The sequence below is a fragment of the Streptomyces sp. NPDC057654 genome (genome assembly GCF_042800135.1).
In the GTDB taxonomy this organism is placed as follows: Bacteria; Actinomycetota; Actinomycetes; order Streptomycetales; family Streptomycetaceae; genus Streptomyces.
In genome coordinates, this window is the sequence record NZ_JBHVHQ010000523.1 from 1 (window position 1) to 6,039 (window position 6,039).

Genomic DNA, 6,039 nt, shown 5'->3' on the forward strand with positions numbered 1-6,039 from the left:
GCCACGTACGAGGTGCCGAGCAAGGTGCCCGTGACCCACCGCAGCCGGGCGCGGGTGCGCCGCAGCACGTCCGCCGCCTCGGCCCCCTTGACGCGGGCGAGCACGGGCACGAGCACCGCGCCCGCCGAGACCGCGCCGAGGGCGCTGACGATCCAGTCGAGGGTGTTGGGGGCCCAGACGGCGACCCGGTCGCCGGGCTCGACACCGGAGGCGACACAGGCCGCGGCGGCACGCTCGACTCTCCGGCCGAGCTGCGCGTACGTGACGCGGGTACGGCCGTCGGCGACCGCCTCTCGCGCGGCGTACCGCTCGGCCGCCACCCGGACCAGGTTGGGAATCGAGCCGAACTCCACGTCACCGCGCATCGTATGACCTCCCGCACCACTAGCTGACTACCCGTCAGATTAGCGGTAGCCTTCCCCCCTGTCAGCAGCGACGCGGGCATGAACATGCCTGCGCGCACGGCCATGCATACCCGTGCGGCCACGCCTGGTACGCGCACGGCGCATATGACCACGACCACAGTCACGAGCACAGCTGACAGCTACAGGCACCGGCGCGAGCACGAGCAGCAGCGCGGACACGACCGCGGACCGGCCGCGGAAGGACCCGACCACGGAGGTGGCGATGGCGGCAACGCTCAAGGACGCTACAGCGATAGTCGGAATAGGCCAGACCCCCTTCGCCAAACAACTACCCGAATCCGAACGGACCTTGGCGTGCCGCGCCATCGTCGCCGCCCTCGACGACGCGGGCATCCCCCCGTCCCAGGTCGACGCCTTCGCCTCGTACACGATGGAGGAGACCGACGAGGTCGAGGTCGCCAAGGCCATCGGCGCGGGCGACGTGACCTTCTTCTCCAAGGTCGGCTACGGCGGCGGAGGTTCCTGCGCCACCCTCGCCCACCTCGCCTCCGCCATCGCCACCGGACAGGCGTCCGTCGGCGTCGCCTGGCGCTCCCGCAAGCGCGGCTCAGGCCCCCGCCCCTGGTCCAACACCGCCGTCCAGCTCCCCACCCCCGGACAGTGGACCCGCCCGTTCGGACTCCTGCGCCCCGCCGACGAGATCGGGATGCTGGCCCGCCGCTATATGCACGAGTACGGCGCGACCCGCGACCACCTCTTCAACGTCGCCCTCGCCTGCCGCAACCGGGCCAACCAGAACCCGGCCGCGATGATGTACGAACGCCCCCTGACCCGCGATATGTACATGACCTCGCGCTGGATCAGCGACCCCCTCTGCCTCTTCGACAACTGCCTGGAGACGGACGGCGCGCTGGCCTGCGTCCTCGTCTCCGCCGAGCGGGCCCGCGACTGCCGCACCAAGCCCGTATACGTCCACTCCGTCGCCCAGGGCCTCCCCGCCCAGCACCACGGCATGGTCAACTACTGGAACGACGACCCCCTCACCGGCCCCGCCTGGACCGCCGCCCGGCACCTGTGGAAGACCGCCGACTTCGGCCCCCAGGACGTGCACGTCGCCCAGATCTACGACGCCTTCACCCCCCTCATCCCCCTGTCCCTGGAGGGCTACGGCTTCTGCGGGCGCGGCGAAGGAGCGGCCTTCACCGAAGGCGGCGCCCTGGAGAGCGGCGGCCGGCTGCCCATCAACACGGGCGGCGGCGGACTCAGCGAGGCGTACGTCCACGGCTTCAACCTGATCAATGAAGGCGTCAAACAGCTCCGCGGCACCTCCACCGCGCAGGTGCCCGACGCGGAGACCTGCCTGGTCACCGCGGGCGAGGGAGTCCCCACTTCGGCGCTGCTGCTGAGGAGTTGAGTTCTCATGTCCCCCATCATGAAGGCCACCACTGACAACGGCCTGCTGCTGCCTGTCGCCGACGAGGACGGCGCGCCCTTCTGGGAGTACGCGGCCCGCGGCGAACTGCGCGTACAGACCTGCGCCGCCTGCGACGAGCCCCGCTTCCCGCCCCGCCCCTGCTGCCCGCACTGCCAGTCCTTCGACAGCACCTGGGCCAAGATGTCCGGCCGCGGCCGCATCTGGTCGTACGTGTTCCCGCACCCGCCACTGCTGCCCGCCTACGCCGAACAGGCCCCGTACAACGCGATCGTCGTCGAGCTGGCGGACGCCCCGCACATCCGCCTCGTGGGAAACCTGGTCGCCGCTCCCGACGCCGCGCTGAACTCCGTGGACCCCGCGAGGCTCCGCATCGGCGCCCCCGTCAAAGCGGTCTTCGCCGAGCTGGCCGAGGGCGTCACCGTCCCGCGCTGGATGCTGGAGCGCCCGTGAGCGCCAAGGACGGGGACAGCTCCGCGTGCAGGGACGGGGACCCGGCCGTACCCAGGGACGGGGACCCGGCCGTACGCACCGAGAAGGGTCCGGACGGCGTCGTACTCGTCACCCTCGACCGCCCCGAGCGCCACAACGCGATCGACCTGGCCACGGCCGCCGAACTGACCGCCGTATGGCGCGCTCTGCGCTCCGACGACTCCGTCCGGGCCGTCGTCCTCACCGGCGCGGGCGACCGCGCCTTCTGCACCGGCATCGACCGTAACGTGGACGTTCCGCAGCCCGCCTCCCCCTTCTCCATGGACGACCCGCTCATCGCCATCGGCCCCAAGGCCGCCGACCTGTGGAAACCGGTCGTCGCGGCCGTCGGCGGGATGGCCTGCGGCGGGGCGTTCTACCTGTTGGGCGAGGCCGAGTTCGTCATCGCCGCCGAGAACGCGACCTTCTTCGACCCGCACACCGCCTACGGCATGGTCAGCGCGTACGAGTCCATCTACATGGCGCAGCGCATGCCCGCCGGGGAGGTCGCGCGGATGGCCCTGATGGGCACCGCCGAACGCCTCTCGGCGCGCCGGGCGTACGAGACGGGGCTGGTGTCCGAGGTGGTCGCGCCCGGCGAGGCCGTCGCCGCCGCCCTGCGCGCCGCGGCCGTCATCGCCTCGTACCCGACGGAGGCCGTCCAGGGGACCGTACGGGCCCTCTGGGCGACGAGGGAGGCCGCGCGGGCGCAGGCCCTCGCACTGGCGCCGCCGCTGATCGCGCTCGGCAACCTGCCGCCGGACCGGCAGGCGGAGCTGTTCGCCGGGCGCGCCCGTACGGACGGCTACCGGGTGCGGTAGCCGTCGGCGGGAGGGGCGGGGACGCGGGGGCGGGGACGGGAACGGAGCGGGGCGAGCGCGTAGTCGGCGACGGGCGGGCGGGCAGCCGGACAGGCGGTCAAGGCGGGCGGTCAGGGCTGGTGGTCAGCCGACCGACCGCAGGCGGCAGGAGACCAGGTCACCGGCTGCCTTCTTCATCGACGCCGCCGGGTACACGCGTACGGTCCCCGGCGCGCCGCCTGCCAGCGTGATGCGGGCGGTGCCGACCGAGACGGAGTGGTACTGCGCGTCGAGGAAGTCGACGGTGACGCCGTAGGAGGCCCGCGCGCTGCCGCGGTTGGTCACGCGGACGGTCGCGGCCTCGTGCTTCACGTCCTCCGCGACGCACTGGACGATCTGCGCCTCCGGCCGCGCGGCACGGTCGGGGGACGCGCTGTGCGTACTGCCGTGCGTACTGCCGCGACTCCCGGCGGACGAGCCGTACGAGCCCGAGGAGCCGTAACTGGAGCCGGAGCCGGAGTTCGAGCCCGATCCGGAGCCCGTTCCGGAGTCCGATCCGCTGCTGTGGCGCGAGTGGGAGCTGCTGCACCCGCCGCCACCGCCGTGCCGGCTGGAACTGCCGTGATACCCGCGGCTCCCGTGACCGCCGTGGCTTCCGTGCCCTCCCCGGCTGAAGCCGGTGAGCGAGACCAGTACGAGCGCGACGACGGCCGTGAGCCGCAGATGGCGACCTGCCATGTTTCTTCCTCCCCCTGTGGATACCCGTACCGCACACTGCCTTGGTTGACGGGCTCGCGTCACGTTAGCAGCGGCCGACGACGACGGAGCCACGCATGGCGAGCGGTCGGAACCGGGCGTAGCGTCGAAATCAGGGCGACCGGAAACGAGAGAGTGAGGCGAATGCCCGTGGTGCGCAACGCACTCGGTTCCGTCGTAGCCCTCATTGGAGCGGCGGCCGCCGTATGGAGCCCCTTCCGTGCCTGGTACGACGGCCGTCACGGGCGTGATTACCGCGTCCAGGACCTCTTCAACGGCATCTCCGGGACGCACGCCGAGCTGATGGGCTCGATCTTCCTGCCGATGGTGTTCGTGGGAGTCCTGACGCTGGTGGGTCTGCTGCTGCGGTCCCGGCTGCTCATCACGCTCGCGGGTGTGGTGACACTGGGGTTCACGGTGCTGTGGATGGTGCGGCAGGGCCAGCAGGCGGGCGACCTCACGGTCAACACCGACGGCAACGGGCTGAACATGGGCGTCGCGATCGCCCTCGGCGGCGGCGTGCTGCTGCTCCTCGCGGCCGTCCTCATGAGCGGCCGCCGCGGCACGCACCGACGGCGCCGCCGGGCCTCCGAGCCGGAGCCGCAGCCAGGGCGACAAGCGGATCGACAGCCGGAGCGGCAGGAACCGACGCCGTACGCCTACGGGCAGCCGGTACCGGACGAACAGCCGACCCGCTACGAGCAGCACCCACCCCGGTACGAACAGCCGCCCCAGTACGCGCAGGGGCATCAGGGAACCCACGAGGGCCCGTACTCGGATCCGTACGAGCAGCCGCGACAGGCTCGGCAGCCTCGGCAGGAGGCCCCGTACAACGAGCCGCACGGCGCGTCGAGCGATCATGACCGCGGTACGGACGCGACCCAGGAATTCGAGCGCCCGCCCGCCGCCGAGGACACCCGGCCCGCACCGCCCCCGCGCGACGGCCGCTGACTGCTGCTGACTGCTGCTGACTGCGGGGGCGGCGCGGCCGGCCCCGGAGGGCTACCGCCCGCCGCTCCGGGCCAGCCCCGTCCCCTTGCCCGCGTCGAGCGCGTACACGCATCGGTCCTTGCTACAGGCGTAGACGACGCCGCCCGCGACCACCGGCGACCCCGTGATCTCCCCGCCCGTCGCCAGCTTCCAGCGCAGCTGCCCGCCCCCGGCGTCCACCGTGTACAGGCAGTGGTCGGCGGAGCCGAAGTGCACCCGGCCGTCCGCGACGACCGGCGAGCCCACCACCTCGCCGCCGGCCGCGAACCGCCACTTCGGCGTGCCCGTGACCGCGTCGAGCGTGTAGAGCGCGCTGCCGCTCCCCAGGTGCACCGAACCGCTCGCCACCAGCACCGGCTCGATCGACTGCCGCGCCTCGGTCGCGATGCGCCAGCGATCGCGGCCGGTGGCCGCGTCGATGGCGTACACGGTGCCGAGGTAGTCGGCGATGTAGACGCCGCCGCCCGAGACCGCCGGGCCGGGCGCGAGGGCCGGGGCGCTCAGGAAGACGGCCGGCGCCTCGAACCGCCACCGCACGTCGCCCCGCGCGATGTCGATCGCCAGGACGCGGGTGCCCGCGGCCACGTACACGGCCCCGTCGGGCGCCGGCAGCAGCCGCATGGGCACACCGCCGCAGGACCCCGCGTCGCCGATCGGGTACGACCAGCGCTCCGCGCCCGTACGGGCCTCCAGCGCGCGCAGCCGGGCGTCCGCCCAGACGTACACGACGCCGTCGTGCACGACGGGCCCGTACTCGGGCGTCTCGAAGTCGGTCTGGGCGCCGCTGATCTCCCAGAGCAGCTCGCCGTTGGCCGCCTCCCAGGCCTGGACGCCGCCGCCGCGGGTGCCCGTGACGACGGTGCCGCGGTCGACCGCGAGGGAGTAGATCCAGCCGTCCGTGGCCAGCCGCCAGCGCTCCGAGCCGTCGGCGGCGTCGAGCGCGTACAGCGTCGGGCCGTCCGAGGCGTGGATGCGGCCGCCCGCGACGGCCATGGCCCAGGCCACGTCCCGCGTCTTGAACTGCCGCCGCCCGCTCGCCACTTCGAGCGCGTGCACCTCGAAGGACGTGACGTAGAGGAGGTCTCCGGAGACGGCCGGGGTCCCCCAGACGTCGTTCGACATCCGGAACCGCCACGGCCGCCAGCGCCCCCGCGCGCTCTGGTCGTGGTCGCCGCCCTCGGCCGCGGGCGGGCCTGTGGGCGCTCCCGTAGGGGCTCCCATAGGC

General features: G+C 73.1%; 7 protein-coding genes. 4 read left to right on the forward strand and 3 right to left on the reverse strand.

All coding sequences use genetic code 11. The features are described from left to right. Positions 1-365: AMP-binding protein (locus ACFU99_RS29625; protein WP_384397850.1), on the reverse strand; the 365-nt coding region annotated here is incomplete at its 3' end. 262 nt (positions 366-627) lie between these two features. Between ACFU99_RS29625 and ACFU99_RS29630 the strand changes: the two genes are divergently transcribed. Genes ACFU99_RS29630 through ACFU99_RS29640 form a run of 3 tightly spaced genes read left to right on the forward strand, consistent with a single transcriptional unit; the run spans position 628 to position 3,089 of the window. Next, the gene (locus ACFU99_RS29630) at positions 628-1,779 is read left to right on the forward strand and encodes a lipid-transfer protein (RefSeq protein WP_363225747.1); all 1,152 of its coding nucleotides are present in this window, start codon (positions 628-630) and stop codon (positions 1,777-1,779) included. Between the two features lie 6 nt (positions 1,780-1,785). Further along, positions 1,786-2,250: a Zn-ribbon domain-containing OB-fold protein gene (locus ACFU99_RS29635; RefSeq protein WP_384397852.1), complete on the forward strand. Its 465-nt coding sequence runs from the start codon at positions 1,786-1,788 to the stop codon at positions 2,248-2,250. After that, positions 2,247-3,089 (forward strand): enoyl-CoA hydratase/isomerase family protein, encoded by an 843-nt coding sequence (locus tag ACFU99_RS29640; RefSeq protein ID WP_384397854.1) that lies wholly within the window; start codon positions 2,247-2,249, stop codon positions 3,087-3,089. The genes ACFU99_RS29635 and ACFU99_RS29640 overlap by 4 nt, the downstream gene beginning before the upstream one ends. 123 nt (positions 3,090-3,212) lie before the next feature. Here ACFU99_RS29640 and ACFU99_RS29645 read toward each other — a convergent pair whose 3' ends face one another. Next, positions 3,213-3,806, reverse strand: a complete 594-nt coding sequence (locus ACFU99_RS29645; RefSeq protein WP_384397856.1) for a hypothetical protein — start codon at positions 3,804-3,806, stop codon at positions 3,213-3,215. Positions 3,807-3,974: 168 nt separating this feature from the next. On the opposite strand from ACFU99_RS29645, the gene ACFU99_RS29650 reads away from it, so the two are divergent. Further along, positions 3,975-4,775 (forward strand): hypothetical protein, encoded by an 801-nt coding sequence (locus ACFU99_RS29650; RefSeq protein WP_384397858.1) that lies wholly within the window; start codon positions 3,975-3,977, stop codon positions 4,773-4,775. A gap of 51 nt (positions 4,776-4,826) precedes the next feature. On the opposite strand, the gene ACFU99_RS29655 is transcribed toward ACFU99_RS29650, so the two are convergent. Next, positions 4,827-6,039: PQQ-binding-like beta-propeller repeat protein (locus tag ACFU99_RS29655; protein ID WP_384397860.1), on the reverse strand; the 1,213-nt coding region annotated here is incomplete at its 5' end.